We start from the raw sequence: 15,911 nt of genomic DNA, 5'->3' as shown, positions 1-15,911 counted from the left end.
CTTAAACTCGATTGAATTGCTTCACAAAACGTTGATCGTTCGTATAGAAATGGCGGATATCGTCAATGCCGTAACGAAGCATCGCAATGCGCTCAGGTCCCATTCCAAAAGCAAATCCTTGATATTTTTTCGGATCATATCCGGACATTTCAAGCACGCGCGGATGAACCATACCCGCACCTAAAATTTCTATCCAACCAGTTCCTTTACACATGCTGCATCCTTTACCTCCACATTTCGCACATGTCACGTCGATTTCAACGGAAGGCTCTGTGAACGGGAAGAAGCTAGGACGAAGACGGATTTCACGGTCTTCACCGAACATCTTTTTCGCAAAAGTTTCAAGCGTTCCTTTAAGGTCACTCATACTGATGTTTTCATCAATAACAAGTCCTTCGATTTGCGTAAACTGATGGGAGTGAGTCGCATCGTCATCATCACGGCGATAAACTTTACCAGGACAGATGATTTTGATAGGTCCCTTTTCTTGATTCGCTTCCATTGTTCTTGCTTGAACAGGAGACGTTTGCGTTCTTAACAGTATCTCATCAGTAATGTAGAAAGAATCTTGCATATCACGAGCCGGGTGATCCTTCGGCAAGTTTAATGCTTCAAAGTTGTAGTAATCCGTTTCCACTTCTGGTCCTTCTGTGATCGTGTAGCCCATTCCTAAGAACAGGTCTTCGATTTCTTCAATGACTTTTGTTAGAGGGTGTGGGTTTCCAGTTGGTGCTGGACGGCCAGGCAACGTTACATCAATTGTTTCAGATGCAAGCTTCTTCGCTACCTCCGCTTTCTCAAGCTCAGCTTGTTTTGCTTCAATTTTCTCCGCAACATTTCCACGGACAACGTTAGCCAGTGCTCCCATTTTCGGGCGTTCCTCTGCAGAAAGCTTACCCATTCCTTTTAAAATTTCTGTGATGGGACCTTTTTTTCCAAGGTAAGCCACACGGACTTCATTTAGTGCCTTTAAGTCTTGCGCTTGTTCTACCTGCTCAATGGCAAGCGTCTCTAATTCCTTCAATCGTTGTTCCACATCTATTCCTCCTTGGTTCATTTTTGAGTGTGCAAATGATTAGGGTGTTAAGATTTCCAGCTGTTGATTGGAGCAATGGGCGAAGACTCCGGAGGGAGGTAGCGGTAGGTTGAGACCCCGCAACGGAGTGAGGAGGCTCAAGCAGCGCCCCTCGGAAAGCGAAGCCCAGTGCGGAAATCAACAGCGGCGTTTAACAGAGCCTATAAAAAAACAAAAAAACTCGCCCCTCAAAAAGGGACGAGATATTCGCGGTACCACCCTAGTTAACAAAGACAAAAATACTCTTTGTTCGCTCTGTTCCAGATAACGGCTATCTAACCGGTCCACCTTTACAGCAACTTCTGTGGGCTGCTGGTCCAAGTGTCACTCAAGAGGTGAAATCTTCACTCATTCTTCCTTTAAGATGCTTTCAGTCTGCGGCACCTTTTCCCTGATAAGGACTGAAACGAGCTACTTGCCTCTCTCATTGCTTTGTTCAGTATGTAACTATTGTTATATTATATTGAAAACACGTGCTGGATGCAACTCTATCCGCGTAAATAATACATTAAAATTCCCGCTGCAACCCCCACATTCAAGGACTCGCTCTGACCATGAATCGGGATGTACAAGTTCTGATCTGTCATCTCTAAATGTTCCTGAGCCATGCCTTTCCCTTCATTGCCAAGAATAAGCGCGAAGGTATTGGATGATTGGACTTCTTGAAATGGTACACCGTTTTGCAAAGAGGTTCCGTAAACAGGTGTTTGTAGTTCCTTACACTGCTTGATATAGGTTTTAAGATCGCCTCTCGCTATCGGCAGGTGAAATATCGATCCTTGTGTGGAACGGATTACTTTAGAGCTGTAAAGATCTGCGCATCCTTCTCCTAAAATAACCATGTCCATCCCAGCAGCGTCCGCTGTTCTTATCATGGTGCCCACATTTCCCGGATCTTGAACATTATCTAGTAAAAGAATTTTTTGGTTAGGCTGTAATGTAAGGTCGTGTTGCACTGGAATGCGACAAATTGCTGCGACTCCTTGAGGCGTTTCCGTTTCACTGATTTCTTTTAAGACATTCGGAACAGCGTAAATAAGTTCCACATGGTTGAGATCCCATTCGCTCGGTATGGAACGATCTTCAGAAATAATGATTTCTTCCACAAGGTTGTCCACTTTCAAAGCCTCTTCCACCAAGTGGAAGCCTTCAATAATAAATGTTCCGGACTGTTCACGTTCTTTCTTTTTCTGGAGTTTTTTCCACTGTTTCACTTTATTGTTCTTGATGGATTCTATATGTTTCAATGCTTGTTTCTCCTTTTCCGCTACTCAATACTGTTATTATACGCATATTGCACACATAATTAAACCATCTGTTGGACATGCTATGTGTTGATACTATTTTTCCTACGAGGTGATAAGGATGAATTTAAATTTACGTCATGCGATCCGTCAGAATGTGGAAGGAAATTCTCAAGACCAGCTTAGAGAGACAATCTTAGATGCCATCAATAAAGGCGAAGAAAAAATGCTTCCAGGTTTAGGCGTGTTGTTTGAAGTAATTTGGGAGAATTCTTCTGAGCAGGACAAAGCTGAAATGCTCTCAACTTTAGAGGATGGATTGAAATAGTATTGGATGAGGCAGCTCCTTTTTGAGGGGCTGTTTTTTATTTGAGTTTATAGGTTCTCCTATACCTTGAGCCGCAGTGTGTTAGTCCTAGAGAGTAGATAATTTTTGAAGTGGTTGAATTCGTTGTTAACCCTAGAAATTCTTTTAACTCTTGATGGGTGATGTTTGGACCGAATAGAAGTAGATAATCCTCTAAAGTTGCTTTATGGGCTTCTTTATATTTTGTATTACATCCATTACAAAACCATGAACCATTCTGCCTAGTCATTGGAATATTCGAACAACCTGGGCATTGAACTCCTTTTATTATTTCATCTGGGCTTATATCATACCGTTCAAGGATGTTAACATCTTCCTCGCAATGCTGCTTTAATAATTTCCGCGAAATCTTTAGTAATTCTTTTTCAGTAAATATGGACGAGTTGAATTGTTGATTTAGCTCTTCCAGTTTTGAAAAAAGATTATGTGCATGCATGACGGATTGGGAAGCTTTCACTCGTGAGTCTGATCTGATAATGGTTTGAGGATTAGTAAAACAAACAAGGGATTTTATTGGAGGACGTTTCATCTTTTGACTTTCTATAAAAGAATCTAATCTTAATTTCTGTTTTTTTACTTGATCTAGTGGATTATAGAAACCTTCTTCTATGCCATTTAATGTCCGAATAAATTGAGAGAAATGATTTTCAAATGTGACTTGGCCAATGATGTTTTTTATTTCAATGATGAGGAAGTATTTTGAGGTTAAGATAAGGACATCCATTTGGAAGTAGTAATTTGTAGGTGAATGTAACCTTAGTCCTTGCAAGATATAGTAGTTACGCTCATTTAAAAACGATAAATGATACTCCATTGACTGCTCACCTTTGTAGCCTGCCATTCTTTTTGCAAGATCTTGCTCAATTTGAGGTCTTTTGGGGTGATTTTTTATCAATTCTTCTCAACAATGCTTCTAGCTTTTTGATTGTTAACGGTTTTTCTAATGTTTTTATTATCATTTTTCCCTCCAAATAGTTTATTTGAGTTAATATTACCATAATATAACAATGGTGTGCGGAAACTTTACTAGAGTTGGTGCCGTTTGATAGTGAGTTCGTGCGGAAATGGACCAAGTTCGTGCCGAAATTGCTTTAGTTCGTGCCAAAACACATTGAGTTCGTTCCAAAAAGAATTTTTACCTAATTTCTACCAATAAAGAGCCCGATATCCCCTATCTTCGTATATAAAATATAAAAACGAAAGGCCCGCCGCGGCGAGCCTTCCAAAAACCTATCAATCAAACGTCAATCTGCTGACAGTATCAACATCTAACTTCTTAATCACTTCTGCAATCAATTTCACCGCGTTCTCATAGTCATCACGGTGCAACATTGCTGCGTGAGAGTGGATGTAGCGCGTTGCGATGGTGATGGATAGTGCTGGTACACCTTGAGCTGTCAGGTGGATCGCACCGGAATCTGTTCCGCCTCCTGCAACAGAGTCAAACTGATATGGAATTTCCATTTCGTCGGCTACACCTGTTACAAAGTCGCGCAATCCCTTGTGGGAGACCATGGATGCATCATAAAGGATGATTTGTGGGCCTTTCCCCATTTTGCTTAGTGCTTCTTTTTCCGTTACGCCAGGAGTGTCTCCTGCGATACCTACGTCTACGCCGAATCCGATGTCAGGTTGGATCAGGTTTGCAGAAGTTTTCGCACCACGAAGGCCTACTTCCTCTTGAACAGTTCCTACTCCGTACACCACGTTTGGATGGTCTGCGCCTTTTAATTGCTTTAACACGTCAATCGCGATGGCACAACCAATTCGGTTATCCCAAGCTTTTGCAAGCAACATTTTTTCGTTATTCATGACAGTGAATTCAAAGTAAGGGACAACCTGGTCGCCAGGGCGCACTCCCCATTCTTGTGCTTCTTCACGGCTGGATGCGCCGATGTCGATGAACATGTCTTTGATGTCTACCGGCTTTTTGCGTGCTTCTGGAGGCAGGATGTGTGGTGGTTTAGAACCGATCACACCTGTAACGTCGCCCTTAGACGTTACGATTGTTACGCGTTGTGCCAACATTACTTGGGACCACCAGCCGCCAACCGTTTGGAAGCGAAGGAATCCGCGGTCATCGATATGTGTAATCATGAAGCCTACTTCGTCTAAGTGACCCGCTACCATTACTTTTGGTCCGTCTGCTTTCCCGACTTTTTTAGCAATTAAGCTTCCAAGTCCGTCTGTGAATACTTCATCAGCAAATGGCGTTATGTATTTTTTCATTACGTCGCGTGGTTCTTTTTCGTTGCCGGGAATACCCTTGGCATCTGTTAGATCTTTTAACATTGTTAATGTTTCATCTAGCTTTGTCATGTATTTCGACCCCCTTAATAAATATCAATCCACCAATTATTATACAGAAAACTCTTACTAATGTAAAAAGGATTAGTAACCTTGCTGTTGTCTTTCGTGATTCACCTGATTTTTTTCTAAGTATGCCTGCTCTACTTCCTCCCATTCAAAACCTATCATTTCACCCAGTTGAATGTAGGAATCTAGTAATAGATAGTAGTTCTCTTCAGACAAATCTTCTTTAAAAGTAGAGACCAGCTGATAGGCTCTATTAAATTGCGCTGTTAGCGTGGCTTCTTCTTCCGCAAGTCCTCTTGAAGTTTCCGGATCGTCATATCCAAAGGTCAATCCAAGGGATAAAATAAAATGCACCCCGTCCACAAATTCTTCAAGTATTATTCCGCGTTCAGCAGGGGGCTTTACACTCCAAAACTTAAAGCAGCGAGTTTCATTCGCCAATTCCCCTAACTCTACAAGCAAAGCTAATATTTTTTCATCAACCAAATCCTCTTTTCTCAATCCGTGTTGTGATTCAATTTTTGCATCAAGCTCTCTTTGCATGTCGTATAAACGTCGTAAATTCAAAAATATCGCCTTCTTTTTAAAAAATTTTATAAAAAATGAAACTTTATGATACCTACACCCGTATATAAGGTATTTTATAATACAAACTGTATTTTTGCGAAGGAGTAGCAAATATGTTTATGATTCTCATTCGTCTTGCTTTACTTGCACTTTTTGCTTTTATTATTTATTCCATTTTTAAGTATCTCCTGAATCCAAAAAGGAAGCTTGAGATTGCGCATGAACAAAAGAATTTTTACCTTCTTGATCAAAAAAGTAATGTACGGAAGAATTTTCTCCTGACCTATAAAGGGGTCATGTTTGAAGGGGAAAAATATTTGGGGACGACAGACAGGGCTTTTGAGGTCATTTCCATTTTCATCTGGCCGAAGAATCCCGAAAAGTTGCAAGGATTGAATAAGCATGACTTTGAATTTATTCAAAAAGAGGTACGAAAGCAATACCCGAATGCTTTGATTGATTGGAAAAGTCCCATAAAAGAGTTTTTAAAAGAGGAAAGAGGTTAACGCTAAGTGGCGTTAACCTCTTTTATAATTCTTTTCTTTATGAAAAAATTGTTCCCATTTCATGACGACGACTTTTTGTCTCATTACTAGCATGAGTATTAGAAGTCCTATAAGCACAGCAACCATGGCAGTTGGAGAAAATTCTGTGATAAATTGGCCAAAGACGGTATAGATGATAGCGAGAGGAATATTAGTCAGGAGAGAAGCTTTTGCATAGTTAGAAAAGCTTTTTGTCGTTTCAATCAAGCAGAGAGAAAGTAAGTGGAAATGGATGAATGGGATCAGACGCATGACAGTTATCTGTCCAACCGAAAAGTTTGCCCGGTTGCCAAAGAGCCTTTCTTTCATTCTTAAAACTTTCCCGAATATGCTAGGAAACTGCTGGTATAAGAAGTAGAAAAATAAACTGGATAATGTTAAGCCTGCCACAGAGTAGATACTCCCGATTACCCCGCCGAACAAGGCTCCACCAGCAATGCAGATGATGACTACCGGAATAAACAAAACTTGTCTTAATATATGGAAAAGAATAAAACCTAGAGAAGCCAGCCACCAATGACTTTCAATCACGACAAAGAGTACGTTCATTTTTTCGTCCATTTTGGCTTGCCTCCTAGTATTAATATTAAAGCTTATTCAACTATCAATATTTTATGTTAACTTATCAGGCTGTGAGAAAATACCCCCCAAAACCCGATATGTAAAAATGTTATGAATGGTAGACCTATACGGAATAACAGGCGCTTAGTTTTATGACGGAAGGTTTGCATCCCCATCCACGCCCCTAGTGCGCCGCCAAGCAAGGCAATTCCCCATAGATGTAATTCAGGTATTCTCCAGCGATGTTCGATGGCTCTTTGTTTATCTACTTTCATAATAATGAAGCCTACAATGTTTATAAAGATATAATAACCGACGAGTACTTCCATCATATCCTCCGACGTTCGAATGTGTGCACACATTTTGTAGACTGACTTCCCTATCAGTCTCGATATTATTTTATCAAAACACAAAAGAGGCTACCAAATTGTTAGCCTCTTTTGTTTGGATAATTATTTATTTAAGCTGTTTTTCGCAGCAGTTGCCAATTCAGCAAATGCTTTTTCGTCGCTAACTGCTAGCTCAGCTAACATTTTGCGGTTTACTTCGATTCCAGCTACTTTCAAACCGTGCATTAGACGGCTGTAAGAAAGACCGTTCATGCGAGCCGCTGCGTTGATACGAGCGATCCAAAGCTTACGGAAGTCGCGCTTTTTCTGGCGACGATCGCGATAAGCGTACATTAGGGATTTCATTACTTGTTGGTTAGCTACTTTATATAAAGTATGTTTAGAACCGTAATAACCTTTGGCTAATTTAATGACTTTTTTACGACGTTGGCGTGTTACTGTACCGCCTTTAACTCTTGGCATTATGAATACCTCCTATAAAAAATATTATCTTAAGTTGTCTAACATGTGACGGATGCGTTTGAAATCACCTTTGCTTACCATAGCTGATTTACGAAGTTTACGCTTTTGCTTTTGAGACTTGTTAGCGAATAAGTGACTTGTGTATGCGTGAGAACGCTTTAAGCTACCAGATCCAGTTTTCTTGAATCTTTTCGCTGATCCGCGATGAGTTTTCATTTTAGGCATTGGAGTTCCTCCTCATATGAATTACTTTTCGTTTTTTGGTGCCAAAATTAAGAACATGCTACGCCCATCCATTTTCGGATGAGACTCAATTGTTGAAACTTCTGCACAAGCTGCAGAGAAACGATCTAGCACACGCTGACCGATTTCTTTATGCGTAATCGCACGACCTTTGAATCGGATCGATGCTTTTACTTTGTCTCCTTTTTCAAGGAACTTGATTGCATTGCGAAGTTTCGTATTGAAGTCATGCTCATCAATAGTAGGACTTAAACGAACTTCCTTTAAGCTGATTACTTTTTGGTTTTTACGCGCTTCTTTATCTTTCTTCTGTTGCTCGAAACGGAACTTTCCGTAGTCCATAATTCGGCATACAGGAGGTTTCGCATTAGGCGCAACCATTACTAAGTCAAGGTTAGCACGTGCTGCAATTTCCAGCGCTTCTACTTTTGACTTAATTCCTAGCTGGTCTCCATTTTGACCGATTAGACGTACTTCGCGGGCACGAATGCCATCGTTTACCATCATGTCCTTGCTAATAATTAGCCACCTCCAAGGTTTATTCCGAATACCGTTTGACGAACAATTTACTCTTTTGTACAAACAAAAAAGTGTGGGTGTACACATACACCCACACTTTACGATTACGTAAGTAAAAGATAGAATCTTTCTCGTAAAACCTGCCAACTGCATAAAATGCGTCAATCAGGTGAGAAGCGGGTGCTCCTTCTTGTCCTCAAACAAGTATTCAATTTGACCTTGTATAATATATCATTAATGATGATTGATTGTCAAGAATTCGTATCAAATGAAACAACGTTTTAAATGATATCAGATAAATTGCGATTGTGCAATAGTTTTTTTCTTTATGGCTAAACTCCCTGTCTCCTTTCGTTCCGGGTGGTCGCTTTCCGCGGGACGGTGCTTGAGCCTCCTCACTGCGTTGCGGGGTCTCAACCTACCGTTATCTCCCCGCTGGAGTCGACCACCCTGCACTACAGTCGACAGGGGGAATTTTTAATTACATTGTAACTAAGGCTTACTGTCGGAAAGTACCCATTTACTGTCGGAACGGAGTGAAATACTGTCCGAAATTTAAGAATACGAGCGAAAGTGAGGCATTTACTGTCCAAATTACCTCGAATACAAGCCAAACGACAAATTTAGTCAATTTTCGTCACCTCTAGTGGAGCAAGTTATCCCACTAATAAAAAATAGGAGTGCCCTGGCATCCTAAGCCAGGACATTCCCCCGTATCACGAAAAGCTTATCTCTTCGCTTCTTTCAACAAATCATCTACAAATTTCTCGAGTGAGATTGTTTCTGATTTTTGTTCGCCGTATTTACGGACGTTTACTGCGCGTTCTTGGATTTCGTTGTCGCCTAGCACTAGCATGTATGGGATCTTTTGCATTTGTGCTTCACGGATTTTGTAGCCGATCTTTTCGTTTCTTTCGTCCATTTCCACGCGGATTCCTTTTGATTTCAGAAGGTCTTGCACTTCTTTTGCATAATCAAAATGTGCATCAGGTGATACAGGGATCACTTGGACTTGTACTGGCGCCAACCAAGTTGGGAATGCACCTTTGTACTCTTCGATTAAGAATGCCACAAAGCGTTCCATAGTAGAAACGACACCGCGGTGGATAACAACCGGACGGTGTTGCTTGCCGTCTTCCCCTACATAAGTAAGGTCGAATTTCTCTGGTAGTAAGAAGTCTAGTTGTACAGTGGAGAGAGTTTCTTCTTTTCCAAGGGCTGTACGTACTTGAACGTCTAACTTAGGACCGTAGAATGCCGCTTCGTCGATTGCTTCGAAATAATCTAGACCAAGCTCATCCATTGCTTCCTTCAGCATGCCTTGTGCTTTTTCCCACATTGCATCGTCATCAAAATACTTCTCTTTATTTTCTGGATCACGGTAGGAAAGACGGAAAGAATAATCGTCCAGGCCGAAATCTTTATATACTTCAAGTACAAGGTTTACAACACGCTTCAACTCATCCTTAATTTGATCAGGACGTACGAAGATATGTGCATCATTTAGAGTCATTCCACGTACACGTTGCAGCCCTGCCAATGCTCCGGACATTTCATAACGGTGCATTGTTCCAAGTTCAGCAATACGTACTGGAAGCTGACGGTAACTGTGGATACTGTTTTTGTACACCATCATATGATGCGGACAGTTCATCGGACGAAGAACAAGTTGTTCATTATCCATTTCCATCGGAGGGAACATGCCGTCTTGATAGTGGTCCCAGTGCCCGGAAGTTTTGTATAGCTCCACGCTACCCATTACAGGAGTATAAACGTGGTCATAGCCAAGTTCTACTTCTTTGTCGACGATATAACGCTCGATTACGCGGCGGATTGTTGCACCTTTTGGTAACCATAGCGGTAAGCCTTGCCCAACTTTTTGGGAATTGAAGAAAAGGTCAAGCTCTTTTCCGATTTTACGGTGATCGCGCTCTTTTGCTTCTTCTAACAGGCGAAGGTGCTCATCAAGCTCTGCCTTTTTGAAGAAGGCTGTTCCATAGATACGTTGCAGCATTTTATTTTTGCTGTCGCCTCTCCAGTATGCACCTGCAATGCTTAACAGTTTAAACTCTTTGATTTTCCCAGTGGATGGTACATGGATTCCGCGGCAAAGGTCAAAGAACTCGCCTTGTTCGTAAATGGAGATTGTTTCTCCTTCAGGCAGTTCACGAATCAACTCAAGCTTCAGCTCATCGTTCAGCTCTTCGTAGCGACGCAAAGCTTCTTCTCTGCTTACTTCCACACGAACAACATCCAAGTTTTCGCTGACGATTTTCTTCATTTCTTTTTCGATCTTTTGAAGGTCTTCTGGAGTTAGTGATTCCTCCAAATCGATATCGTAGTAGAATCCGTTCTCGATTACTGGACCGATTCCTAGTTTTACATTGCCGTATAGGCGTTTGATCGCTTGTGCCATCAAGTGGGCAGTACTGTGTCGCATGATTCCAAGCGCTTCGTCGGAGTCTTGCATGATGATGCTGATTTCTCCGTCTATATTAATCGGGGAACGCAGGTCAATGAGTTCTCCGTTTAGTTTTCCAGCGATTGCTTTCTTTTTCAGACCCGGACTGATGGATGCAGCGATATCTTCTGTTGTCGTACCACGTTCAAACTCCTTTACCGCTCCGTCTGGAAATGTGATCTTCATTAATTCCGACATCTCTGTCACCTCTTCTTTAGAATTTTTGTTGGTTCATATAACGCCGCAATTGCTCTCCGCAAACGGCTTCGCTTTCCGCGGGACGGTGCTTGAGCCTCCTCACAACGCTTCAGGGGTCTCAACCTAACGTTACTCCCCCGCAGGAGTCTTCGCCTTTCGCTCCAAGCAATTGCTAATGGTTATTTGAACCAAAATAAAAAAACCCGCCCCTTATATAATATAAGGGACGAGTTTAATATCCGTGTTTCCACCCAAGTTCCCATCTTTTAAAGATACTAAAAGACGGCTTCATTTTTAGATAACGAGGGATTTCCCCGTCAACAGCTACTGCAATGTTCACCGTTGAAGTTCAGAGGTGGTTAGGGTTTTACTCGTGATAGGAAGCTTACAGCCGGTGACTTCCCTCTCTAACATCCGTTTTTAAAACACTCATGTCCTCATCGATACTTTTTGAGCTATAAAGTTAAAATTGATTATGTAGGTTATTATATTCTCCTGTTACAGGAAAATCAAGTGGTCACTTTAATCAATTTTACTTTTATTTTGCCCAAAATAGTGAAAAGGTAAAACAACGGCACGTTCTTCAAAAATATTGCGTATCGTCTCCACAAGTTGATGCTCCGTGTTATCTGTGTAAAGAAAGAGCTTTTTCGGCGCGATAGAAACTAATGGAGCAAGTACGACCGAGTCTATATAATACGAATAATTATTAAAATGAGTTCTATTCATAAATTTGATGAGCTGATTTTTGGGGATATGCGAGAAAGACTTATCATAAAAATCGAATTGATATTGATAGACAAGATGCAATTCGTCAAGCTTGGAATCTGTCGTCGTCAACAATCCCCTCAGCTGATGGACGAACGATTGGTACTCTTGTTCCAATTTATACTCATCAATTGCCGCTTCCACAAATACCTGCAACCCTTCAAAGTATTCTTTCAACCTGAACATAATGAAGGAGTCAAATGAAAATGAAATGGGCTGTTGAAAAAAAGACTGCATGACAGAATCCAATTGGGCATCACGCTGTTCTATAGCCGGGAGATTCGGAATATCAGAACGTTCCCCAAGTAGGATCGATTGCAAAATACATAGAATCTGTTCTTGTTCTTCTTCCTCTTTATAGTAAAACGTATTTTCCAATACTGATAAGATCCATTCTTTCTCTTTGGTACGGTGAATGTAATTCTTCAGCACTGGAACAATGGTATTTCTGTAAAAATGAACATCCTTTGATTCCACGACGATTTTTTCTTTATGTAAAGAAAGGATAGAATCACTCTCAGGATTTTTCTCTAATACCTTCATATATATCGCATTTGCGTCCGATTCATTTCGAAAGGAAATCTCAAACAAGTTTGTCCCCCCTTTGGTACACCTAATTCAATGTATATGGGAAGGAGGATGGAAAAATGAATAAATATAAAAAAATATGCGCCGGTCCATCAACTAAAAGGACTAGCGCATATTATTTTTCTTCACTCAAATGGATAATCGCCAATGATTACTTCAAGATGACCTGGAAGAATGGATACAGTAGAAGGGGTATGGTAGGTCTTTTCTCCGTCTGTATCGATTTCCTGATTTGGAGTGGCTTCAATTTTTAGCTTTCTCGCTCGGAAATAGATTAACTCGTCGTTTCCTTCTGCCGGAAGCTCTTTTTGGAGTCTTGTCTGCATCCATGTCCAAAGCTGGGCAATGGAGGTCTGCTTGATAATCAACACATCCAGTTCCCCGTCCTGTATGCTTGAAGAAGGAAAAAACGACTGAATACCACCCAAAAAAGAACCATTGCCTATCAGAAGCATGACAGCATCACCTTCATAAGATTGTGTTTCACTTTCTATCGTGAGCTGAAACGGTTCCTCTTCGATTACCGTTTGTCCGGCGCTGATGTAATAGGATAGTTTTCCAAGCAACTGTTTCGTCCCGCTGTCGATGTTGTCTGAAACCTTTGATACCAATCCAATTCCCCAAAAATTCAAGAAGTATTGATTATCACTTTTTCCGACATCCACCTTTTCTGTACGCTTTTCCATGATCTGTTCCACTGCTTTGATAGGATTCTGATTGATTCCAAGCGTTCGTGAAAAATCATTACAGGTTCCGCCTGGTATGATGGCAAAAACAGGCCTCTTTTCCAAAGGAGCCAACGCATTGATCAATTCAAAGATGGTTCCGTCCCCTCCGGCACCGATAAGAAGATCCACATGATTTGCCAGCTTCTCCACTAGCCTCGCTCCATCGCCTTCTTTTTCGGTTGGATGGATGGTTACTTCATCAAATGCACTTAAGAGCATTTTTTCTATTTGTTCAATGGAATTGATCAACTTTTTGTTCCCGGCATTGGGATTAACGATCACCGCTACTCTCTTCAAAGGTTATTTCCCCTTTTCTTTAGTCTTATAGTAGACGATACCCTTTTTTGGTAGTATTAACATCTTTTTGAGAAATAGCATCAATAAAAAGAAGGCCGCATCCCCCAAAAGGTATATGCAGCCTCTACATTATGGATCTAACCTTATCTTTTTCTCTTTCATTTTCGCCAAACGTTCCATCAGCTTCTGTTTTTCATCCTCTTCTACTTCCTTGAACTTGTCGGACTGACTACTTGCAACATCTGATTCCGTTGCCGTTCCGTCCGAACTGACAAAACGGTTGCGCACCACCTTACCTGCTTTCGCTTTAGAGGCGCTACCTCCACCGGTACTCTTAGCTGCTGGCTTGGTATCCGCCCAATTCTGATACTGGCGATGCTCTTCTTTGGCAAGTTCCATCGCTTCACTGACAGTTTTCACCTGTTTACGCGCCCAGTGACTTGCAATCTTCTCAACGTATTTACGATTTAGCTTCATATCTGTTTTCAACAACACATAATAAAGCAGGACATTCACGACTCCAGGTGTTAATTGTTGCTTGAACATGACATCTTCTACAATTAGGAGGTCTGAGGCAGAAGGTTCTGAACCGCCTGAAAGGTCTGTCAGCATTTGCTTTGGTGAGACATTCTCCAGCTGTTGGATTAGCTGTTCATCTTTAGTTGCCGGTTTTTTGTCCGTAAACTGTCTCAGGTTCAACGGTTGTGTTTTTTCCACAAGCCCCGGCAAAGTATCTTGGTATTCTAGCTGATACCAATCTCTTGCTGCCTTACGCAGTTTCTCTAAATCCACTTTTTCATCTACATCAATTACATTCATCATCAAATCGCGCATCGATATCGGATCAATGGTATAGATGAAGGATAGTTTGACAATCGCTTCCTTCACTTTGGCGGTAATTGATTTTTTTGGGATGACCACCTCAGACAGCCCTGCAAAAAACAAATCAAAGTCAAAGGTTTCTTGACTTACCCTCGGCTCGCTTCCCTTTTTGCGCTCCATCCATTCTTCTCCTTGTTCCAGTGGTAGTTCCTCCATCATCTCCTCATTTGCTGCATACGCCATGTTTTCTGACTGGACAGATTGGAAGACATCACTGAAATTTCGAGTCACTTCCTGGTATTCATCCGCAGGGATTACCTTATCGGAAAAGTATTTCTTCACACTTGCGTATTTATTTTTTCCTAGTCGATTGTATAAATAAATGGTTAGCATTGGTTCTGAAAAGAATGCTTCCGGGGAAAGGGGTGGTTGGAGTTCATAAATGAAGGTGCGCAGCTGATCTTCTTCCTTCACCCACGTCTTTAAAAGGCCGATGCCTTCCAGTTTTATTCTCTCCTGATGGATATCTTTTAAGTTGCATTGCATCGTTGTCATTATGCCGTGATGCGTTGTCTCCCCGCCCCACAAGCGATCTTGGTCCAGCTCACTCCAGAGGGTCATATATAGACTGTATCCCCTGAATCCCAGCAAAGGTTGATATAGCATTGTTAGGAGTTTACGGTCAAACTGTTGGAGCACTCCATTTGAACGGACAATATACCGGTCTACAGGGACCAGCTCTTTCCAATGGCGATCAGACATGAAACATCCAAACCTTTCTTATAAAAAAGTAATCGAAAAAGAGAGGCATATGTTTCCTCTCTCACTTAGTGTTCCTTATTTTCGTTCCTTATCAATGATTTCTTTTAATTCATCCAAAAAGACATTGATATCTTTGAATTGACGGTAAACAGAGGCAAAGCGGACATATGCCACTTCATCTATTTTTGATAGTCTCTCCATTACCATTTCACCGACCATATCGCTTTTCACTTCCGATATGCCGATATTTCTTAATTCTTTTTCCACTTCCATCACAATGTCTTCGAGTTGTTTTAGGGCAACCGGTCTTTTTTCACATGCCCGAATTAAACCTCTCAGCACTTTTTCCCTGCTGAACTCTTCTCGTATTCCTTCCTTTTTCACGACGATAAGCGGCATTTCTTCCACTTTTTCAAATGTCGTAAAACGATAGGAACAAGACTCGCATTCTCTTCTTCTTCTGATGGATTTTCCCTCTTCTACAGGGCGTGAATCTAATACCTTCGTCCCATTATGATGACAGGAAGGACATTTCATGATGGTTTCCACTCCGTTTCCAATCTACTTTTTCCCCGAATTCAGCCCGGATCCAATATAGATCATCGATTTATCAATCCGTTCATACATTTGTTTGATCAGTTGACGACTGTATCCAAAATCGAAAGGTAGTTTGGTTTCTGTTGTAACGGAAAAATCAACCGCTGTTTCAAAAGGTCGGACAGAGATAACTGTAACAATGACAAACGCTTTTCTGCCTTTGTTCACTTGCAATGCAATTTCCCCGTGCTCCTCAGAAACAGATTTTACCGTTACCCCTTCCATCTTGTTAAACAATTCTTGCAAGGCTTTCATTGCATTCTTATTGGTAGTTTTATAATAACGACTGCGTAAGGATTCTTCTGTATGATTTTCCCGCGTTTCCGAGTGATTGGTCAATATCCCTTTCAGCTTTTGTATCGCTCCCACTTTAGCCTGACAACCCCTTAATTTGTTGTTTTTTTATGTATAATATATTTTGAGTATAATAAAAAGAGGTGC

At 41.2% G+C, this 15,911-nt stretch carries 18 protein-coding genes and 2 other annotated features; of the genes, 2 read left to right on the top strand and 16 right to left on the bottom strand.

Translation table 11 applies throughout. The features are described 5' to 3' along the window. Position 1: 1 nt before the first annotated feature. Positions 2-1,036: a phenylalanine--tRNA ligase subunit alpha gene (gene pheS / locus M313_RS0112410; protein WP_010195708.1), complete on the bottom strand. Its 1,035-nt coding sequence runs from the start codon at positions 1,034-1,036 to the stop codon at positions 2-4. Between the two features lie 230 nt (positions 1,037-1,266). Beyond that, positions 1,267-1,512 (bottom strand) — a binding site (T-box leader). A gap of 51 nt (positions 1,513-1,563) precedes the next feature. Further along, complete coding sequence (locus M313_RS0112405) at positions 1,564-2,322, bottom strand: TrmH family RNA methyltransferase (RefSeq protein ID WP_010195706.1); 759 nt, start codon at positions 2,320-2,322, stop codon at positions 1,564-1,566. Between the two features lie 118 nt (positions 2,323-2,440). Here M313_RS0112405 and sspI point away from each other — a divergent pair, with 118 nt between their 5' ends. Further along, positions 2,441-2,647, top strand: a complete 207-nt coding sequence (sspI, locus tag M313_RS0112400; protein ID WP_010195705.1) for a small acid-soluble spore protein SspI — start codon at positions 2,441-2,443, stop codon at positions 2,645-2,647. A 37-nt stretch (positions 2,648-2,684) separates the two neighbouring features. On the opposite strand, the gene M313_RS0112395 is transcribed toward sspI, so the two are convergent. The 3 genes from M313_RS0112395 to M313_RS0112380 all read right to left on the bottom strand — a co-directional run bounded on the left by M313_RS0112395 (position 2,685) and on the right by M313_RS0112380 (position 5,569). Then, positions 2,685-3,581 (bottom strand): nuclease-related domain-containing protein, encoded by an 897-nt coding sequence (locus tag M313_RS0112395; protein ID WP_010195703.1) that lies wholly within the window; start codon positions 3,579-3,581, stop codon positions 2,685-2,687. A gap of 338 nt (positions 3,582-3,919) precedes the next feature. Next, positions 3,920-5,005, bottom strand: a complete 1,086-nt coding sequence (locus M313_RS0112385) for a M42 family metallopeptidase (protein ID WP_010195700.1) — start codon at positions 5,003-5,005, stop codon at positions 3,920-3,922. 72 nt (positions 5,006-5,077) lie between these two features. Then, complete coding sequence (locus M313_RS0112380; RefSeq protein WP_010195699.1) at positions 5,078-5,569, bottom strand: dUTP diphosphatase; 492 nt, start codon at positions 5,567-5,569, stop codon at positions 5,078-5,080. Positions 5,570-5,682: 113 nt separating this feature from the next. Between M313_RS0112380 and M313_RS0112375 the strand changes: the two genes are divergently transcribed. Beyond that, entirely contained in the window at positions 5,683-6,075 is a 393-nt protein-coding gene (locus tag M313_RS0112375) for a hypothetical protein (protein ID WP_010195698.1), read from the top strand. A 12-nt stretch (positions 6,076-6,087) separates the two neighbouring features. On the opposite strand, the gene M313_RS0112370 is transcribed toward M313_RS0112375, so the two are convergent. The 11 genes from M313_RS0112370 to M313_RS0112320 all read right to left on the bottom strand — a co-directional run bounded on the left by M313_RS0112370 (position 6,088) and on the right by M313_RS0112320 (position 15,839). Then, entirely contained in the window at positions 6,088-6,675 is a 588-nt protein-coding gene (locus M313_RS0112370; RefSeq protein WP_010195696.1) for a TVP38/TMEM64 family protein, read from the bottom strand. Positions 6,676-6,731: 56 nt separating this feature from the next. Further along, entirely contained in the window at positions 6,732-7,004 is a 273-nt protein-coding gene (locus M313_RS0112365; protein WP_010195694.1) for a DUF1294 domain-containing protein, read from the bottom strand. 123 nt (positions 7,005-7,127) lie between these two features. Continuing rightward, positions 7,128-7,487, bottom strand: a complete 360-nt coding sequence (rplT, locus tag M313_RS0112360) for a 50S ribosomal protein L20 (RefSeq protein WP_010195693.1) — start codon at positions 7,485-7,487, stop codon at positions 7,128-7,130. Between the two features lie 24 nt (positions 7,488-7,511). Beyond that, complete coding sequence (rpmI, locus tag M313_RS0112355) at positions 7,512-7,712, bottom strand: 50S ribosomal protein L35 (protein ID WP_010195692.1); 201 nt, start codon at positions 7,710-7,712, stop codon at positions 7,512-7,514. A 21-nt stretch (positions 7,713-7,733) separates the two neighbouring features. Then, the gene (gene infC, locus M313_RS0112350) at positions 7,734-8,252 is read right to left on the bottom strand and encodes a translation initiation factor IF-3 (RefSeq protein ID WP_083800939.1); all 519 of its coding nucleotides are present in this window, start codon (positions 8,250-8,252) and stop codon (positions 7,734-7,736) included. Positions 8,253-8,308: 56 nt separating this feature from the next. Further along, positions 8,309-8,447 (bottom strand) — a sequence feature (ribosomal protein L20 leader region). Between the two features lie 529 nt (positions 8,448-8,976). Beyond that, positions 8,977-10,908: a threonine--tRNA ligase gene (gene thrS, locus M313_RS0112345; protein WP_010195689.1), complete on the bottom strand. Its 1,932-nt coding sequence runs from the start codon at positions 10,906-10,908 to the stop codon at positions 8,977-8,979. Positions 10,909-11,430: 522 nt separating this feature from the next. Further along, positions 11,431-12,267 (bottom strand): sporulation protein YtxC, encoded by an 837-nt coding sequence (ytxC, locus tag M313_RS0112340; protein ID WP_010195685.1) that lies wholly within the window; start codon positions 12,265-12,267, stop codon positions 11,431-11,433. Positions 12,268-12,389: 122 nt separating this feature from the next. After that, on the bottom strand, positions 12,390-13,289 hold the full coding sequence (locus M313_RS0112335; protein WP_010195683.1) for a diacylglycerol/lipid kinase family protein: 900 nt from the start codon (positions 13,287-13,289) through the stop codon (positions 12,390-12,392). Between the two features lie 129 nt (positions 13,290-13,418). Beyond that, a complete protein-coding gene (locus M313_RS0112330; RefSeq protein WP_029326481.1) occupies positions 13,419-14,873 on the bottom strand; it encodes a replication initiation and membrane attachment family protein in 1,455 nt (484 codons plus the stop codon). Between the two features lie 75 nt (positions 14,874-14,948). Further along, the gene (nrdR, locus tag M313_RS0112325; RefSeq protein WP_010195681.1) at positions 14,949-15,410 is read right to left on the bottom strand and encodes a transcriptional regulator NrdR; all 462 of its coding nucleotides are present in this window, start codon (positions 15,408-15,410) and stop codon (positions 14,949-14,951) included. A 24-nt stretch (positions 15,411-15,434) separates the two neighbouring features. Then, positions 15,435-15,839: a hypothetical protein gene (locus tag M313_RS0112320; protein WP_010195680.1), complete on the bottom strand. Its 405-nt coding sequence runs from the start codon at positions 15,837-15,839 to the stop codon at positions 15,435-15,437. Positions 15,840-15,911 lie beyond the last annotated feature (72 nt).

It is taken from the genome of Bacillus sp. m3-13, assembly GCF_000175075.1.
GTDB classification, from domain to species: domain Bacteria; phylum Bacillota; class Bacilli; order Bacillales; family Bacillaceae_I; genus Sutcliffiella_A; species Sutcliffiella_A horikoshii_C.
Note: the sequence above shows the minus strand (reverse complement) of the source record. Positions and strands in the feature narration are given on the sequence as shown.